The organism is Nissabacter archeti (assembly GCF_018257325.1).
In the GTDB taxonomy this organism is placed as follows: domain Bacteria; phylum Pseudomonadota; class Gammaproteobacteria; order Enterobacterales; family Enterobacteriaceae; genus Chimaeribacter; species Chimaeribacter arupi.
On the sequence record NZ_JAERKB010000015.1, the window covers coordinates 98,194 to 113,514 of the forward strand.

The window sequence follows — 15,321 nt, forward strand, 5'->3', positions numbered from 1 at the left end:
TCGGGCGTTGCCTTCCTACCCTTTCAGTGTATGCCATCCCGGCAGGGCTGTGCGTGATCCGGCCGGTAAAGGCCTGTCTGTTTGTGTAAATAATAATCACACGTAAACCATCTTCGGGAATTTTTACGCGCGCGTATCCGTTACAATCCCCTTTTCCCTTTGATAGCGACAATCACTGTGTTTTTACTGATTATCACCACCATTTTGTGGGCGTTCTCCTTCAGCCTGATTGGCGAGTACCTGGCCGGGCAGGTGGACAGCGTCTTTTCTGTGCTGGTGCGGCTGGTGCTGGCCGCGCTGGTATTCCTGCCGTTTTTGCGCTGGCGCGGCCATAAAGCCTCGACGCTGCTGCTCTATATGGGCGTCGGGGCGATGCAGCTCGGCATCATGTACCTGATCAGCTTCCAGGCGTACCTCTACCTGACGGTGCCGGAATTCCTGCTGTTTACCGTGATGACACCGCTCTACGTGACGCTGATTTATGACCTGATCAGCGGGCGCGGCGTGCGTATGGGGTATGCCCTCAGCGCGCTGCTGGCGGTGGTCGGCGCGGCAATTATCCGTTACGACCACATCAGCGAGCATTTTGTGATCGGGCTGCTGCTGGTGCAGGCGGCGAACCTCTGTTTCGCCATCGGGCAGGTCGGCTATAAGCGGCTGATGGAAACGCGGCCGATGCCGCAACATACGGCGTTTTCCTGGTTCTACATCGGTGCAGTGTTATGCGCGATTGTGGCGTGGGTGCTGTTCGGTAATCCGCATAAGCTGCCAACCACCCACCTGCAATGGGGCATCCTGATCTGGCTGGGGGTTGGCGCGTCCGCGCTGGGCTACTTCATGTGGAACGTGGGGGCAACGCAGGTGGATGCCGGCACGCTGGGGATTATGAACAACTTTCACGTCCCGGCCGGGCTGCTGGTCAATCTGGCGATCTGGCAACAGCAGCCCCACTGGCCGAGCTTTATTCTGGGAGGTGCAGTGATAATGGCGTCGCTTTGGGTGCACCGGCGTTGGGTCGCGCCGCGTCCTTCACAAACGGCAGATGATCGCAGGCGTGCTGGCGCGCCGAACGAATAAAGGCCTCAGTGACCGGCTGGCGCTGCTCGCCTTCGCGTACCGCCGCGTACAGCCGGCTCCATAACCCACTGCCGAGCGTCTTGGTCACGATTAACCCCTGACGCTCAAAATTCTCAACCACCCAGTGCGGCAGCGCGGCAATGCCCATGCGTGCCGCCACCATCTGAACCAGCAACAGCGTGTTATCCACACTTTTCAGCGCCGGGCTGACCCCCGCCGGTTGCAGGAAGTGCCGCCAGATGTCCAGCCGCTGGCGCTGCACCGGGTAGATCATCAGCGTCTCGTCACTTAAATCCTCCGGCAGGATCTGCGCTTTGGTTGCCAGCGGGTGATCCGGGGCCAGCACCAGCCGTACCTCGAAATCAAACATCGGTGAGTAATGCAGCCCGCTGCGCGGCAGGATGTCTGACGTCAGCACCACGTCCAGCTCGCCCTGTTGCAGCGCGGGTTGTGGGTCAAAAGTCACACCCGATTTGAAGTCCATGATCACCTGCGGGAAGCGCTGGCGGAAGTTGTCCAGCGCCGGGGTCAGCCACTGGATGCAACTGTGGCACTCAATGGCGATGCGCAGGGTGGTCTGGTGCGGCTCATGGCAGGCCTGAAGCGCCTGCTGGATCTGCGGCAACACCTGTTCCGCCAGTTGCAGCAAAATCTCCCCCTGCGGGGTAAAGCGCAGCGGCTGGCTCTTACGGACGAACAGCCGGAACCCCAGCCGTTGCTCCAGGTCGCTGAACTGGTGCGACAGCGCCGATTGCGTCTGATGGAGCTGCGCGGCGGCGGCGGCGAGCGAGCCGGTATTCCGCAACGCCTGCAACGTCCGTAAGTGTTTAAGTTCGATCATGAGAGTCCTTCACAGTGACAGTGAATATTTTGCGCTTGTGGATTATACAGTACCTGCGGATTATGGATGTGTAAACATCTGGACGGCTAAATGAGGAATTTGACCATGACAATTCTGAACCACACTCTGGGTTTTCCACGCGTTGGCTTGCGTCGTGAACTGAAAAAAGCACAGGAAAGTTACTGGGCCGGCACGTCAACGCAGGAAGACCTGTTGGCTGTGGGTCGTGAATTGCGCGCCCGCCATTGGCAGCAACAGCGCGATGCCGGGGTCGATCTGCTGCCGGTGGGGGATTTCGCCTGGTATGACCATGTGTTGACCACCAGCCTGTTGCTGGGCAACGTGCCGCCGCGCCACCAGGACGCGTCCGGTAAGGTGGATCTGGACACCCTGTTCCGCATCGCCCGCGGCCGGGCACCGGCCGGTGAGCCGGCGGCGGCGGCCGAAATGACCAAATGGTTCAACACCAACTACCACTACATCGTGCCGGAATTCCATCAAGGCCAGCGTTTTGCCCTGACCTGGACGCAACTGCTGGAGGAAGTGGATGAGGCGCTGGCGCTGGGCCACCCGGTGAAACCGGTGCTGCTTGGCCCGGTAACTTACCTGTGGCTCGGCAAAGTCAAAGGTGAGCCGTTCGACCGCCTCTCGCTGCTGAACGAGATTCTGCCGGTCTACCAGCAGGTGCTGGCCGAACTGGCTAAACGCGGCATTGAGTGGGTGCAGATTGATGAACCGGCGCTGGTGCTGGAGCTGCCGTCCGCCTGGCGGGACGCGTTCAAACCCGCCTATGCCGCGCTGAACGGCCGGGTCAAGCTGCTGCTGACCACCTATTTCGACAGCATCGGCCATCACCTTGAGACAATCCGCCACCTGGCGGTGCAGGGGCTGCATGTGGACGTGGTGGCAGGGCATGATGACATCGCGGCGCTGAACCACGTGCTGCCCGCTGACTGGGTGCTCTCGCTGGGCGTGATCAACGGCCGCAACGTCTGGCGTGCTGACCTCAGCCGCTGGCGGGATCGCCTGCAACCGCTGGCGGGGGGGCCGCGTACGCTGTGGCTCGGCAGCACCTGTTCCCTGCTGCACAGCCCGATCGACCTGAGCGTGGAAACCCGGCTGGATGAGGAAGTAAAAAGCTGGTTCGCCTTCGCCCTGCAAAAATGTGGTGAGCTGGCCCTGCTGACCCGCGCCCTGAACCAGGGCGATCAGGCAACGCTGGAGGAGGTGGCTGCGTACAGCGCGCCGATCCGCGCGCGGCGTGACTCTAAGCGCGTGCATAACGCCGCCGTAAGCCAACGCCTGGTGGCGATCACCGCCCAGGAGAGCGAGCGCCCGCACGCCTACCCGATCCGGGCTGAAAAACAGCGCGCCAGATTTAACCTGCCTGCCTGGCCGACCACCACCATCGGCTCCTTCCCGCAGACCCCGGAAATCCGCGGCCTGCGCCTGGACTTCAAACAGGGCCGCCTGGACAGCAACCACTACCGCACCGGCATCAGCGGGCACATCAGGCAGGCGATTGCCGAGCAGGAGCGCCTGGGGCTGGATGTGCTGGTGCACGGTGAAGCCGAGCGTAACGACATGGTGGAGTACTTCGGCGAGCATCTGGACGGCTTCGTCTTCACCCAGAACGGCTGGGTGCAGAGCTACGGCTCCCGCTGCGTGAAGCCGCCGGTGATCATCGGTGACATCAGCCGCCCGGAGGCGATCACCGTCGGGTGGGCGACATATGCCCAGTCCCTGACTGACAAGCCGGTCAAAGGGATGCTGACCGGCCCGGTGACCATACTCTGCTGGTCCTTCCCGCGTGAGGATGTCTCCCGTGAGGTGATTGCCAGACAGATCGCGCTGGCACTGCGTGACGAAGTGGCGGATCTGGAAAACGCCGGCATCGGCATCATCCAGATTGATGAGCCGGCCCTGCGCGAGGGGCTGCCATTGCGCCGTGCCGACTGGCAGGACTACCTCGCCTGGGCGGTGGAGGCATTCAAACTCACGGCCGCGGTGGCCGGGGATGAAACGCAAATCCACACCCATATGTGTTATTGCGAGTTCAATGACATCATGGCGTCCATCGCCGCGCTGGATGCCGATGTGATCACCATCGAAACCTCGCGTTCAGATATGGATTTGCTGGACGCGTTCAACGCCTTCGCCTACCCGAACGAAATCGGCCCCGGCGTCTATGACATCCACTCGCCGAACGTGCCGGGCGTGGAATGGATTGAAGCACTGCTGCGCAAAGCCGCGCAGACTATCCCGGCGGAACGCCTGTGGGTGAACCCGGATTGCGGCCTGAAAACCCGTGGCTGGCCGGAAACCCGCCAGGCCCTGGCGAACATGGTGAAAGCCGCCCGGCGCCTGCGGGCGGAACAGGGGGAAGGCGCAGAGTAAGGGGAGTGTGGGCAAACGTAAGGGCGCAGATGCGCCCTTTTTTGATCGGATTACCGGCCGGTTTTCCCATGCCGACGCGTAGGCAGCACGGCGCGTTTTTCATGGCGGTGAATCAGCCGGCTCCTGCCATGCCGTACTGTTTGAACCAGGTCAGCATCCGCTGCCAGCCATCTTCGGCGGCTTCCTGATGGTAACTCGGGCGGTAATCGGCGTTAAACGCGTGCCCGGCGTCCGGGTAGACCACAATGTCGGCGGTGGCGTTGGCCGCGCGGATCGCCTGGCGCATCGTCTCTACCGTGTCCTGCGGGATGCCGCTGTCCTGCCCGCCATACAGCCCCAGCACCGGGGCGTTGAGATCCACCGCAATGTCCACCGGGTGTTTCGGCTGGTTGAGGGATTTCTCGCCCACCAGCTTGCCGTACCAGGCGACGGCGGCTTTCAGTTGCGGGTTATGGGCGGCGTAGAGCCAGGCGATGCGCCCGCCCCAGCAGAAACCGGTGATCGCCAGCCGGTTGGCCTCGCCGCCGTGGCGGGTTGCCCAGTGCGCCGTGTGGTCCAGATCCGCCAGCACCTGCTGGTCAGGCACTTTGCTCACCAGCTTGCTGAGCAGCTCATCAATGGTGGCGTACTGCTGCGGATCGCCCTGGCGGAAATAGAGCTCCGGCGCAATCGCCAGATAGCCCTCTTTCGCCAGCCGGCGGCAGAGATCGCGGATATGTTCATGCACCCCGAAAATCTCCTGCACCACCAGCACCACCGGCAGCGGGCCGGAGGCTGTCGCCGGGCGTGCCAGATACGCCGGCATATTTTCACCCTGGGTCGGAATGGTGGTTTCGCTGGTGTGTAAACCCTGATCGTCGGTGTGGCGGGTCGTCGAGGCGACAGGTGCGACAGCGGGTGCAAAACCGCCGGTGGCCTGCTGGGTCAGATGTTCGTTGGTTTTCATTGCGGTCTCCGCATAGTAATTGAGTAGCGCTGCGCAGCATTAACTATAGGAAATAAAATCAGAATGGTAAGCGGGATACTAATACGTGGCGGGAGCAGAGCAGGCAAGGGCATTCTGTGGCATAAAGAAAATCCGCGCCCTGAGGCGCGGATGGGTCACATTATCAGGAAATGATTATTTAAAACTTCCCTGAATACCGATATGAGCGACATAGCCTTCCATATCGTCACTGAAGCCTTTCATATATTGCGCATCGGCATAGAACCAGGTGTTTTCGCTGACTTTCGCCGTGAAGCCCGCCCCGGTCTGCCACCAGTCGGTCGCCAGATCGGCCTGAACGTCCGTACTGCCGACCCGTACTGTCGGGGCATCCGTGACGTTATGCACGATGTCTGCCGTCAGGTAAGGTTTGAACGTCTCAGTGTGCTTGTCTTCCTGCTGATCGCGGAACAGGCGCACGCCCGCCCGCGCCGTCAGCGCGCTGCTGTGGGTGCCGGAGACGTCAGAAACGGCATCGCTGAAATCTTCGCCGACCAGGTACTGATACACCAGCTGGCCCTGCGGCTCAATTTTCCAGTTCTCGCTGACGCCAAACGGTTTGCCGCCTTCCAGCGAAAGCAGGGTGCCGACGCTGTCCTGCCGGGCGTTGTAGCGGCTTTCATACTGGTTACGGTAGTAGGTGAACTGGCCGACCGCGTCGATATAGCCGCCGTCCTGCGCGTAACGGGTGTAGTAGCCGCCGAGGCTGTAGGCATCGGTATTGACGGCACCGGTCATGACCTTTTTATTCGCGCGTGAGCGTTCCTGGTCTTGCGCATCACTGCTTTGATGGCCGAGTGTCACCATCACGCCGCCATGCACACGGGTGCCGTTGTCCAGCTCATCCTGATAGAGATCTTTACCAAACTGCGCGAACCAGGCGTGGGTGTCATAACCAAAGCGCCCGGCATTGAACGAGGTGTTATCCCCGCCGGTGCGCGCCCAGGCCAGGTTGTTGTAGTTACGTGCGTACTGTTCGGCATCGCCCATGCGTTCATGCAGCGTGCCGACCGTTTGCAAACCGTAATAGAGGTTCAAATAAGGGGTCACGATATAACCAGGGACTTCCTCACGGTACAGTTTCGGGGAGGCGTCGCCGCCGTTGCCGTCGTTATCGCCGTTGCCGTCGTTATCGCCGTTGCCGTCGTTATCACCGTTGCCGTCGTTATCACCGTTGCCGTCATTATCGCCGTTGCCGCCGTCATTGGGATCCGGCTCCACAAACTCAGCCCGCAGATACCAGTCATTGGCGGTGTCTGCGGCGCCGTCTTTGCCGCCTTCAAACAGGTAATAATCAAAGGCGTCGATGCTGACGGTGTCACCCAGGGTGAAATGGGTATGGCTGCTGTCCTGAATCTGGACGACCTCAATGCCGTTGCCTTCGGTGTAGGCACCCTTGCCGCGGCCATTGATATGCAGGGTAAAATCACCGGCGGCATCCGCAGTGCCTGCAATAATCTTGTCGGTTTTGCTGTTGGTGCCGCCCTCATTGAGTTCGGTATTCAGGTAAAAATCCCCGGTGCCGGACAGCGATTGGGTGGTCAGCGTTTTGTAATCCCCCTCGGGGGAGAAATAGACGCGGCTGTTATTCAGCGCCAGCGAATTTGCCGTCGACGATGCGGACATGTTCCAGGTGCTGTTTTCGGCCGACAGGTCGATGTTGCCCTGGGACGCGCCGTTAAAGGTGGAATCCAGCAGGTTCATGGTCAGGGCGTTGGCGAGCGTGTCCTGCGCCTCGACAATGACGTCGCCGTTGAGGGTGCTGTTGTTCTTTGCGGTAAACGCCAGAGTGGCCGATTGCGCCTGTAACTCCGCCTCTTTGGCCGCCGTCAGATCGTTGGCGACATAAATCGCCGTGCCCTGGCTGGCGGTCAGGTCGGTGTGGTCGAACGTGGCATTCCAGTGACCGCCATCAGCATACAGGGCTGTTTTCGCCTGATCGCTGGTCACGGTGGAGTCTTTCAGGGTTAAGGTGCCGCCTTGCTGATCGGCAGCGACGCTTTGCTGTTGATAGAAATGCAACGTCGATACGCTGTCAGCGTGATTAGCTATCTGAATATTTTCACCGTGGACAGCCGCCTGGGTGCTGATAAATAACGATTGGTCTTTCGTACCTTCAGTGAGCACCTGCATATTTTTGATGTTGATCTGTGCGCCAGATTTGGCTGCCAGCGTGGCCCCACTTGCACCGGTACTTTTTACGGTATTCAGCGTGGCCGCATCGCCGGTCAGGTTGACGACACTGTTGCCGGTGGCCAGCACCCCGCCCGCGTCCGCTCCCGCCGAGATAATGTCGGTATTGGTCAGGGTAACCACGGCACTCTCTGCGGCCAGGACGCCATAAGCATTCTCCCCGCCGGTAATCAGGCTGCCGCCTTGTGCACTCAGGCTGCTCCCCGCGCCGGCCACACTGAGGGCATGGCTGCGCGCGCCTGTTGTCGTGACCGCGAGCTGGTTAAAGGTGGTGGTATTCCCCGGGCCGTTAATCGCCACCCCGGCGCTGTTATCACCCTGTGTCGTCAGGGACGTCTCTGCCGCGGCATCAAAGGTGTTGGTGTCGCCACTGAGCGTCACCGCCGCACTGTTCGCGCCTGTTGTCGAGACCGCCAGCGTGTCGAACGTGGCGATATTCTCTTTGCCGTTAATGGCGATGCCCGCGCTGTGTTCGCCTTCCGTCGCCAGGGTGGTGCCTGACATCACGGTAAACATCGTGTTGTCACCGGTCAGCGTCACTGCCGCGCTGTTTGCACCAGCGGTGGTGGCCGCCAGCGTGTCAAATGTGGCGATATTTTTATTGCCGTTAATGTTAATGCCGGCGCTGTTCTCCCCCAGCGTAGACAGCGTAGCGGTTGACGCGATGTTAACGCTGTTATTGTCGCCGGTGATAAAAAGGGCTGAGGCGTCTTTATTTGAAGTGTCAATGGAAAGCGGACTTAATAAATCAATGATGCTGCCATTTTCAACATATATACCGTGGGCACCCTCACCATTAATTATAATGTCTACGGTTGATGGGTTACGTTCAAAAACCTTACCGCCGTCTAATGCATAAATCCCGTGAGAAGCTTTACCCGTAGTTGTTATAACAAGACCTCCGGCATAGTAAATATCAGCAGTATGATCAGTTTCTGAATTCCCATTAGCATAGATAGGGTAACTGCCATCAACTCCTTGATCATTAATTGACATAGCAAAAGAAGAGGAAACACCGAATCCACCGGCCATAACAATAAGGATTGGAAATGCTTTAATAATACCAGAGGATAAGGGGGTACGTGTTGTGTTGAGCTTTTTCAATGTATGTCATCCTTTATACATTTTAGTTAATTAGAAAAGTGAGGAAACTCGCAATTCTATGAACTAATAAAACGTCTAAATATTTATTTATTCTTTAAAATGACTTTATTAAAACTTAATTATATATAGCGTTAAAACCAAGCTGCTTTAATAAGAAAAAAACAGAAAGGAATAAGAAAATAGAGAGTATTTTCTGGATGTTTTTTATAAAGACGTGGGAGGAAATGCCAAAGAGAAACGGGCAGCCGGCGTGAAATAAAACGGACTTACCGCCTGCCTCCGGCAATGAGGGTTATCCTTTACCGGAAAGGTGCTACCTTTTAGGTTTGGCGCAAGGCAGGGCGCTGCCTGAGGGGGCAGAGTAAAGCAGGACAAGATGAGGTGCAGTCGCTTATAATCAGCGCAATAATGGGTTTTACTGTGAAATCCATCACATAAATGTTGTAGCTGATGCATGTTCTCTGTGGTGTAAGTGATGTTCATCACAAAAAGCAGCCCCGGATTTCAGTAAAGTCCCTTTCTCTTCCTTTCGGAAATGAATCGTTAACAGGAGTTCCGTATGTCCAAATCTGACGTTTTTCACCTTGGCCTGACCAAGGCTGACCTGCAAGGTGCCACGCTGGCCATCGTTCCCGGTGATCCGGAGCGGGTGGAAAAAATTGCCCGACTGATGGAGAACCCGGTCAAGCTGGCGGCTCACCGTGAATTTACGTCATGGCGTGCGGAGCTGGACGGCAAACCTGTGATCGTCTGCTCTACCGGTATCGGCGGCCCGTCCACCTCTATCGCCGTCGAAGAACTGGCGCAGCTGGGTGTGCGTACCTTCCTGCGTATCGGCACCACCGGCGCCATCCAGAACCACATTAATGTCGGTGATGTGCTGGTGACCACCGCCGCAGTCCGTCTGGACGGTGCCAGCCTGCACTTCGCCCCGATGGAGTTCCCGGCGGTGGCTGATTTCGCCTGCACCACCGCGCTGGTCGACGCCGCGAAAGCCGTGGGTGCGACCACGCACATCGGTGTGACCGCCTCGTCTGACACCTTCTACCCAGGCCAGGAGCGCTATGACACCTTCTCCGGCCGCGTGGTGCGCCGCTTCAAAGAATCGATGCAAGAGTGGCAGGAGATGGGCGTGATGAACTACGAGATGGAATCCGCAACGCTGCTGACCATGTGCGCCAGCCAGGGTCTGCGCGCCGGGATGGTGGCTGGGGTTATCGTAAACCGCACCCAGCAGGAGATCCCGAACGCGGAAACCATGAAGCAGACAGAGAGCCACGCGGTGAAAATCGTGGTGGAAGCTGCCCGCCGTCTGCTCTGACCGGCACTGCCTGTAGTCTGAAAAGGGGTCGCATTGGCGGCCCCTTTTTTTATTCCCCCGAGGGATCTGATAAGGTCAGTTCAGAGTCCATGCGTGGCCGGGGGCGCAGGCAGAGCGGTCACACGGCGGCCCGGTTGTTATACAAAAGTTTATCTTTGTTTACGCAAGGTTACGGGCTTGGTGGTTCAGGGCGGCGTATCCTGTCAGGTTCCTGTGATGGCAGGCTGATGCAGAGGCTTTTTGCGAGGCATTACGCAGCGTACCAAACCTTGCTGGACAGGGGAGGGCGCTTTCCTTAACGTGGCAGGCTATCAGCGTTTCACAGCGGAACAAGCATGGATATCAGCATAATGTACAGCCTGGTGGCCTGTCTGGTGGCCTGTCTGGTGGGCGTCGGGGGTGGCTGGCTGCTGGCCGGGGTGCGGCAACAGCAGCAACAGGCCCGGCATGACACCGCCCTGCGCCTGCTGGAGCAGTCACTGGCACAGGCACAAAGCGCACAACAGGCGCTGCTGGCGCAGGTGCAACAGGGCCAGCAGCGCCTGCGTGACAATGAGCTGGAGCTGCGCACGCTCCACAGCCAGGTGGCGGCCGGGCAGGAGAAGGCGCAGCAACTGGCGCATTGGCGCCGTGAATGCGAACAGCTTGATCAGGAGTTGCGCGCCCAGCGTGAAAACAACAGCGCGCAGGAGGCGGAGCTGCGTGAGGTCACCATCCGGCTGGAAGAGACGCGGATGGCGGCGGAAGAGAAACAGCGGCTGCTGATGAACAGCGAGCAGCGGCTGAATGCGCAGTTTGAACAGCTGGCCAACCGCATTTTTGAACAGAATGGCCGCCGGGTGGATGAGCAAAACCGACAGAGCCTTGACCGGCTGTTGCTGCCGCTGCGCGAACAATTGGATGGCTTCCGCCGTCAGGTACAGGAAGGGTTCGGGCAGGAAGCGCGTGAGCGCCATACGCTGGCCCATGAGATCCGCCATTTGCAGCAGCTGAATGCGCAGATGGCGCAGGAGGCGATTAACCTCACCAAAGCCCTGAAAGGGGACAACAAAACCCAGGGCAACTGGGGTGAGGTGGTGCTGAGCCGGGTGCTGGAAGCCTCCGGGCTGCGTGAAGGGTATGAGTATGAAACCCAGGTCAGTATCCGTGTGGACAGCAGCAGCCGGATGCAACCGGACGTGATTGTGCGCCTGCCGCAGGAAAAAGATGTGGTGATTGACGCCAAGATGTCGCTGGTGGCGTACGAGCGCTACTTCAACAGCACGGACGATGCCGAACGGGAGATCGCGCTGGGCGAGCACCTCAGTTCATTGCGCGGCCACATCCGCCTGCTTGGCCGTAAGGATTACCAGCAACTGCCCGGCTTGCGCAGCCTGGATTATGTACTGATGTTCATTCCGGTGGAGCCGGCTTTCCTGCTGGCGATCGACCGCGAACCGGAGCTGATTAACGAGGCGCTGCAGCACAATATTATGCTGGTCAGCCCGACCACCCTGCTGGTGGCCCTGCGCACCATCACCAATTTGTGGCGCTATGAGCACCAGAGCCGGAACGCGCAGCGCATTGCAGAGCGCGCCGCCCGGCTGTATGACAAATTACGCTTATTCGTGGATGACATGGAGTCGATGGGCCAGAGCCTGGACAAGGCGCAGGCAAGTTATCGGCTGGCAATGAACAAACTGGCGCAAGGGCGTGGTAACCTTATAGGACAAGTTGAAGGTTTCCGGGCGATGGGCGTTGAAGTTAAACGGCCTATCAGCCCGGCGCTTGCCGCCACGGCCAGGGCAGAGGATGCGCCCGACAGCGTGTTGCCGGAGCAGGAGGAGCCGCAGGAAGATCAGCCGGCAGGCTTCTTCCCTCCTGAAAAAACCTCCATTAATGAGCAGTACCCTTAATACGTTAGCACTGCATACGTTAGCACGATAACTGAAGCGACCCCTGCCGGCACGGCGGGGACACCGGCGGGGTGGGGCCACGCCTCACCCCCATGAGATTGACTGAAAAGCGGGCATAAAACATGGTAGATCAGACTCAGGAAACCACTCACTTTGGTTTCCGCACCGTGGCTAAAGATGAAAAAGAGGGCATGGTGGCAGACGTCTTCCACTCCGTGGCGGCGAAATATGACCTGATGAACGACCTGATGTCGTTCGGCATCCACCGTATCTGGAAGCGTTTTACCATCGATTGCAGCGGCGTGCGCCGTGGGCAGAAAGTGCTGGATCTGGCAGGCGGCACCGGTGACCTGACGGCGAAATTCTCCCGTCTGGTGGGTGACAAGGGCGAGGTCGTGCTGGCGGACATCAATGATTCCATGCTGAAAATGGGCCGCGAAAAACTCCGCAACCTGGGCGTGGTCGGCAACGTCAGCTATGTGCAGGCCAACGCCGAGGCGCTGCCGTTCCCGGACAACTACTTCGATTGCATTACCATTTCATTCGGCCTGCGTAACGTCACCGAAAAAGAGAAGGCGCTGCGTTCCATGTTCCGTGTGCTCAAGCCGGGCGGCCGCCTGCTGGTGCTGGAGTTCTCCAAACCGGTACTGGAGCCGCTGAACAAAGCCTATGACGCCTACTCCTTCCACCTGCTGCCGCGCATCGGTGAGCTGGTGGCGCAAGACGCCGACAGTTACCGCTACCTGGCGGAATCGATCCGGATGCACCCCGATCAGGAAACCCTGAAGGGCATGATGAGTGATGCCGGGTTTGACAACGTCAACTACCACAACCTCACCGGAGGCATTGTTGCCTTACATCGCGGTTTCAAATTCTGACGGGGTAATGCCATGTTGTTAACCCCGCTACTGACGGCAGGGCTGGAAACGGCCCTGAACCGGCTGCTCTACCGTGAACCCAGCATGAAAGCCGCCCGCCTGCGGCTGGCCGGCAAGATCCTGCGCATCCGGCTTCAGGAGCTGGACACGCCCCTCACCCTGATCTTCAGCGAACGCCAGGCCGACGTCGTCGGGGAATGGGCCGGCGAGGCGGATTGCACCGTCTCAACCCGCCTGGGCGTGCTGATGAAATTACGTGACCGCCAGCAACTGTCGCCGCTGATGCGCCAGGGTGAACTGATTGTTGACGGCGATTTGCAGGTCGTTCAGCAACTGGTGGCCCTGCTGGATATGGCAGAGTGGGAACCGGCAGATCTGCTCGCCCCTTACCTCGGTGATATCGCTGCGCAAGGCATTTCACAGTCACTGTGGAAGGGCGCACAACGGTTCCGTTCGGCGCTGGTGCGCCGGCAGGGGCACCTCAGCGAAGTGCTGACGGAGGAGTGGAAACTCGCCCCGGCCCCGCTGGAAATTGTTTGGTTTAATGAAGAAGTCGATGCGCTGGCCCGCGAGCTGGACAAGCTCGACGCCCGCATCAACGCTATGGAGACGAAGCCATGACCCCAGGTGAACTGCGTCGCCTCTATCTGATTATACGTGTTGTGCTGAGCTATGGGCTGGATGAGCTGATCCCCCGGATGCGTTTAACCCTTCCGCTGCGTGTTGGCCGCCGCTTGCTGTTCTGGATGCCGAACCGGCACCATGACAAGCAATTGGGGGTACGGCTGCGGCTGGCCATGCAGGAGCTGGGGCCGGTCTGGATCAAGTTCGGGCAGATGATGTCTACCCGCCGCGATCTGTTCCCGCCGCAGATTGCCGATGAGCTGGCCCTGTTGCAGGACCGCGTGCCGCCGTTTGACGGCCGCCAGGCGCGTCGCCACATCGAGGCTGCCCTCGGTGGCCCGCTGGAAAAATGGTTTGATGAGTTTGATGAGAAGGCGCTCGCTTCGGCCTCTATCGCGCAGGTGCATACCGCGCGCATGAAGGAGAACGGCAAAGAGGTGGTGCTGAAGGTGATCCGCCCGGACATCCTGCCGGTGATCAAGGCCGACATGCGCCTGATGAACCGGCTGGCGGGCTGGCTGCCGCGGCTGCTGCCGGACGGCCGCCGCCTGCGCCCGCTGGAAGTGGTGCGGGAGTATGAAAAAACCCTGCTCGACGAGCTGAACCTGTTGCGTGAAGCCGCCAACTCCATCCAGTTACGCCGTAATTTCGAAGGCAGCAATATGCTGTATGTGCCGGAAGTGTACTCTGACTACTGCCGGGAAACCGTGCTGGTGATGGAGCGGATTTACGGCATCCCGGTGTCGGATGTGCCGGCGCTGGAAGCGCAGGGTACCAACATGAAGTTGCTGGCAGAGCGGGGCGTGCAGGTGTTCTTTACCCAGGTGTTCCGCGACAGCTTCTTCCATGCCGATATGCACCCCGGCAATATTTTTGTGAGTTACGAGCACCCGGCCAACCCGCTCTATATCGGCATTGACTGCGGCATCGTCGGCTCGCTCAACAAAGAAGACAAGCGCTACCTGGCGGAAAACTTTATCGCCTTCTTTAACCGCGACTACCGGCGGGTGGCAGAGCTGCATGTGGATTCCGGCTGGGTGCCGCCGGATACCAACGTCGAGGATTTCGAATTCGCGATCCGGACGGTGTGCGAACCGATCTTTGAGAAGCCGCTGGCAGATATCTCGTTTGGTAATGTGCTGCTTAACCTGTTTAACACCGCCCGTCGGTTTAATATGGAAGTGCAGCCACAGCTGGTGCTGTTGCAAAAGACGCTGCTCTATGTGGAAGGGCTGGGGCGTCAGCTTTACCCGCAGCTCGATCTCTGGACCACCGCCAAGCCGTTCCTGGAAGAGTGGCTGCGTGATCAGGTTGGCCTGCCGGCCATGATCCGGGCCTTCAAACAGAAAGCCCCGTTCTGGACAGAGAAACTGCCTGAGTTGCCGGATCTGGTGTTTGAGAGCCTGCAACGTCACCGCCAGCTGCACCACAGCGTTGAGAAGCTGTCGGCCGAGATGCGTGAGCACCGGGTCCGCAGCGGCCAGTCACGGTATCTGTTCGGGATTGGCGCCACCCTGCTGTTGAGCGGTACGCTGCTGTTGCTCGGCCAGGAAGAGGTTTACCCCGCCTGGCTGATGGCCGCCGGGATTGTCACCTGGATAGTGGGCTGGCAACGCAGCGGTAAATGAAGTGAAGCAAGAACGTGTTTGAGTAAGAAAGCGTAAGAAGGTGCCGTATAATGCGGCACTGTTTAGCGACATTCCTTTTCTACATTCCGGCTTTGAGAGGTAAATAAAATGGGTGGCATTAGCATTTGGCAATTACTGATTATCGCAGTGATCGTGGTTCTGCTGTTTGGTACCAACAAGCTGCGCGGTCTGGGTTCCGATTTGGGCGCCTCGATCAAAGGCTTTAAAAAAGCGATGAATGATGACTCAACACCGGCCGCCAAATCAGAGAAACCGTCTGACGACGCAGATTTCACCACCAAAAACCTGTCTGAAAAGCCGGTTATCGTGGTGAAGCCGGATGATGCCAAGAGCAAAGACAAAGAGCAGGTGTAAGCC

At 58.9% G+C, this 15,321-nt stretch carries 12 protein-coding genes; 9 read left to right on the top strand and 3 right to left on the bottom strand.

Annotated elements, in window-relative coordinates; genetic code table 11:
• Positions 1 to 177: 177 nt before the first annotated feature.
• Positions 178 to 1,077, top strand: a complete 900-nt coding sequence (locus tag JK232_RS19520) for a carboxylate/amino acid/amine transporter (protein ID WP_101829357.1) — start codon at positions 178 to 180, stop codon at positions 1,075 to 1,077.
• Here the strand turns inward: JK232_RS19520 and metR are convergent.
• Positions 962 to 1,918 carry an HTH-type transcriptional regulator MetR gene (gene metR / locus JK232_RS19525; protein WP_072931407.1) on the bottom strand — a complete coding sequence of 319 codons (957 nt, stop codon included), beginning with the start codon at positions 1,916 to 1,918 and terminating at the stop codon, positions 962 to 964. The genes JK232_RS19520 and metR overlap by 116 nt on opposite strands.
• A 105-nt stretch (positions 1,919 to 2,023) precedes the next feature.
• On the opposite strand from metR, the gene metE reads away from it, so the two are divergent.
• Entirely contained in the window at positions 2,024 to 4,315 is a 2,292-nt protein-coding gene (gene metE, locus JK232_RS19530; protein WP_212589599.1) for a 5-methyltetrahydropteroyltriglutamate--homocysteine S-methyltransferase, read from the top strand.
• Between the two features lie 112 nt (positions 4,316 to 4,427).
• Here the strand turns inward: metE and JK232_RS19535 are convergent, their stop codons facing one another.
• Positions 4,428 to 5,261: a dienelactone hydrolase family protein gene (locus tag JK232_RS19535; protein ID WP_212589600.1), complete on the bottom strand. Its 834-nt coding sequence runs from the start codon at positions 5,259 to 5,261 to the stop codon at positions 4,428 to 4,430.
• Between the two features lie 174 nt (positions 5,262 to 5,435).
• Positions 5,436 to 8,009, bottom strand: coding sequence for an autotransporter family protein (locus JK232_RS19540; RefSeq protein WP_212589601.1), 2,574 nt, complete (start codon positions 8,007 to 8,009; stop codon positions 5,436 to 5,438).
• A gap of 1 nt (position 8,010) precedes the next feature.
• On the opposite strand from JK232_RS19540, the gene JK232_RS19545 reads away from it, so the two are divergent.
• The 7 genes from JK232_RS19545 to tatA all read left to right on the top strand — a co-directional run bounded on the left by JK232_RS19545 (position 8,011) and on the right by tatA (position 15,318).
• A complete protein-coding gene (locus JK232_RS19545; protein WP_165698511.1) occupies positions 8,011 to 8,352 on the top strand; it encodes a hypothetical protein in 342 nt (113 codons plus the stop codon).
• An 804-nt stretch (positions 8,353 to 9,156) separates the two neighbouring features.
• Positions 9,157 to 9,918 carry a uridine phosphorylase gene (gene udp, locus JK232_RS19550; RefSeq protein WP_072931415.1) on the top strand — a complete coding sequence of 254 codons (762 nt, stop codon included), beginning with the start codon at positions 9,157 to 9,159 and terminating at the stop codon, positions 9,916 to 9,918.
• A 335-nt stretch (positions 9,919 to 10,253) separates the two neighbouring features.
• Positions 10,254 to 11,813, top strand: coding sequence for a DNA recombination protein RmuC (gene rmuC, locus JK232_RS19555; RefSeq protein WP_212589602.1), 1,560 nt, complete (start codon positions 10,254 to 10,256; stop codon positions 11,811 to 11,813).
• Positions 11,814 to 11,935: 122 nt separating this feature from the next.
• A complete protein-coding gene (ubiE, locus tag JK232_RS19560) occupies positions 11,936 to 12,691 on the top strand; it encodes a bifunctional demethylmenaquinone methyltransferase/2-methoxy-6-polyprenyl-1,4-benzoquinol methylase UbiE (RefSeq protein ID WP_072931419.1) in 756 nt (251 codons plus the stop codon).
• A 12-nt stretch (positions 12,692 to 12,703) separates the two neighbouring features.
• Positions 12,704 to 13,312: a ubiquinone biosynthesis protein UbiJ gene (gene ubiJ, locus JK232_RS19565; RefSeq protein WP_072931421.1), complete on the top strand. Its 609-nt coding sequence runs from the start codon at positions 12,704 to 12,706 to the stop codon at positions 13,310 to 13,312.
• Positions 13,309 to 14,943, top strand: a complete 1,635-nt coding sequence (gene ubiB, locus JK232_RS19570) for a ubiquinone biosynthesis regulatory protein kinase UbiB (RefSeq protein ID WP_072931423.1) — start codon at positions 13,309 to 13,311, stop codon at positions 14,941 to 14,943. Before ubiJ ends, ubiB begins: the two co-directional genes overlap by 4 nt.
• Before the next feature lie 108 nt (positions 14,944 to 15,051).
• Positions 15,052 to 15,318 carry a twin-arginine translocase TatA/TatE family subunit gene (tatA, locus tag JK232_RS19575; protein ID WP_072931425.1) on the top strand — a complete coding sequence of 89 codons (267 nt, stop codon included), beginning with the start codon at positions 15,052 to 15,054 and terminating at the stop codon, positions 15,316 to 15,318.
• The last annotated feature ends 3 nt before the right edge of the window (positions 15,319 to 15,321 follow it).

Bases quoted from the DNA above. Each gene is read 5' to 3' on its own strand.
- metE (WP_212589599.1), top strand. From the start codon at position 2,024: ATGACAATTCTGAACCACACTCTGGGTTTTCCACGCGTTGGCTTGCGT.
- JK232_RS19540 (WP_212589601.1), bottom strand. From the start codon at position 8,009: ATGTTTACCGTGATGTCAGGCACCACCCTGGCGACGGAAGGCGAACAC.
- metR (WP_072931407.1), bottom strand. From the start codon at position 1,918: ATGATCGAACTTAAACACTTACGGACGTTGCAGGCGTTGCGGAATACC.
- ubiB (WP_072931423.1), top strand. From the start codon at position 13,309: ATGACCCCAGGTGAACTGCGTCGCCTCTATCTGATTATACGTGTTGTG.
- JK232_RS19535 (WP_212589600.1), bottom strand. From the start codon at position 5,261: ATGAAAACCAACGAACATCTGACCCAGCAGGCCACCGGCGGTTTTGCA.
- udp (WP_072931415.1), top strand. From the start codon at position 9,157: ATGTCCAAATCTGACGTTTTTCACCTTGGCCTGACCAAGGCTGACCTG.
- ubiJ (WP_072931421.1), top strand. From the start codon at position 12,704: ATGTTGTTAACCCCGCTACTGACGGCAGGGCTGGAAACGGCCCTGAAC.
- ubiE (WP_072931419.1), top strand. From the start codon at position 11,936: ATGGTAGATCAGACTCAGGAAACCACTCACTTTGGTTTCCGCACCGTG.
- rmuC (WP_212589602.1), top strand. From the start codon at position 10,254: ATGGATATCAGCATAATGTACAGCCTGGTGGCCTGTCTGGTGGCCTGT.
- tatA (WP_072931425.1), top strand. From the start codon at position 15,052: ATGGGTGGCATTAGCATTTGGCAATTACTGATTATCGCAGTGATCGTG.